At 65.0% G+C, this 2096-nt stretch carries 2 protein-coding genes; both read left to right on the forward strand.

The features are described from left to right. On the forward strand, positions 1-1786 hold a 1786-nt coding region (locus I55_RS16065), incomplete at its 5' end, for an AAA domain-containing protein (protein WP_044561595.1). Then, a partial coding sequence (locus tag I55_RS16070) for a hypothetical protein (protein ID WP_044561596.1) occupies positions 1780-2096 on the forward strand: 317 nt, incomplete at its 3' end. The genes I55_RS16065 and I55_RS16070, both read left to right, overlap by 7 nt.

The raw sequence follows: 2096 nt of genomic DNA on the forward strand, positions 1-2096 counted from the left end.
TGCCGAGATGCTCGACGATCCTTGGCGAGTGCGCCGTTCGAGCCGTGAGATCATCGACGCCGACGCCCAAAGGGACGAGTACTTCCTGGACCTGGACGAACCCAAGCAGCAGGCGCTGCTAGGACTGTGGTCGACCTCGCCGTCCTACATGGTCGTGGGGCCGCCCGGTGTTGGAAAGACGCGGCTCGCGACTGAGGTTGTGCGTCGGCGCTTTCATGACGACCGATCCTCGCGGTTGCTAGTGACCGCGCAGGGCCACGACGCGCTCGATCACCTCCAGGCCGCTATCAGGAAGACCCTGAAAACCGGCGGGCAGGACGACGTCATCGTGGTCCGCTCGACTGCGCCGGATCGCAAGTCGACGAGCGACGAGGACCTGCACAAGACCGGTAGCGACTATCTCACGCTGCTCTCGGAAAGCCAGCTCGCCCGGGATGCGCCACAGGCCTTACGCTACAGGATCAACGCCCTGGCCGCCGCGTCCGGACGCCTTGCCAGATCGAAGGACGCGGTCGTGAAGGAGGACCGCGTTGCCCTCAATGCCGTCTCTAGCCTCATCCTCGATGCCGCCAACATCGTTATCTCAACTGCGAACTCGGCCGACGTCGAGAGGCTCGTCGAGGCCCGCGAGCAGTTCGACTGGGTCATCGTGGAGGAGGCAGCGAAGGCGACCGGGCCCGAACTCGTCGGCGCGCTAATGCTTTCTGGTCGGCGCCTAATGATCGGCGACCATCATCAGTTGCCCCCCTTCGAGGCCGATCGGATGGTCGCCCTGCTCCGCGACCACAGTGCGGTCGTCCAGGCCATTGAGATGGCCGACCAGTACGTCGGCCCCCTCATGCGGGATGGAGAGATCGCCGAGCTCGAGCAGATCGCCGCCGAAGCCGACGCTTTGCGCGACGTGGCAGACACCGCCCTACGGCTCTTCGAGCCGTTCCGCCACTTTGTTACGGAGGACGAACGCAAGCTGCTTCTGAACTCGAGTCATCGAGCGATCACCGCCACCCTGACGTCGCAGCGTCGCATGGATCCCGCCATCGCGACCATTGTCTCGAAAGCGTTCTATGAGGATCGCGTCAAGACGACCGCCGCCCGGGAGGAGGAGGCGCACTTGGCCGCGCCCCCCTTCAGAGTGCTCGCCCCGCTGCCCGCCTCGCCCATCGTGTCGGTCGAGTTCCAGCACGTCAGCGTGACCGGTGTGGGGACGCACGCCGAACGCGCGCACCCTAGATGGCACAACCCCGGCGAGGTGCAGGCGGTCATCGACGTCCTACACCACGTCAGCCCCGAGCAGGGCGAAAAGCGGCCGACTCTCGCGATCCTCTCGTTCTACGCGGCCCAGGTCGACAAGATCGCTCAGCGCATTGAGGCCGAGAAGCGGGCTGGCAAGCTAAGTCAGCTCGAAGGCTTTGAGCCGGCGATGCCAGGGGGCGTCTGGGTCGGCACCGTGGACGGCTTTCAAGGCAACGAGGCGGACCTCGTCATCCTCTCGCTTGTCCGCAACAACGCGGGAAGCGGCGCTCGCGCATTAGGCTTCCTGCGGGACCGGCGACGCATGAACGTCGCGCTCAGCCGGGCCAAGTCGAAGCTCGTCGTTGTCGGAAGCTTGGCGTTCCTCGGAGAGGCCGTTCGCGGAGTTAATCCCGACGCGGCCGAGCATGACCTCTCATTTATCGACAGCATCATCGATACCATCGACTGGCTGAAGGGGCAGAAGCGCCCCGACGGAACGCCCTGCGCGACGTCGATCGATCCCGCGAAGCTTGCGAAGGCCCCCTCATGCTGATCGCGATTCCTGTCTTCCGCATGTCCTGCAAGGTCGGGATCGACCGCGGAAGAGCCTGGAGCATTATCGAGGAGATGGTTCTCTGGGCGACCACGGTCCGGCCTCGCTCGATCGCCCAGCTGTCGTCGGAAGCCAACCTCCCGCGCCAGATCGTCGTGGCCTCCATCGCGAGGATGATGCGCTTCCGGCTTGTCGAGCTAACCGTCAGGGACAATAGCGCCAAGTTCCAGACGAGCGCGTACGGACGCGAGATCGTTGAGAGCGGACGGCCCCTGCCGTTCTTCCCTAAGCGCGAGCAGCGACGCGTCAG

Source organism: Azospirillum sp. B4, from assembly GCF_000333275.1.
Classification (GTDB): domain Bacteria; phylum Pseudomonadota; class Alphaproteobacteria; order Azospirillales; family Azospirillaceae; genus Nitrospirillum.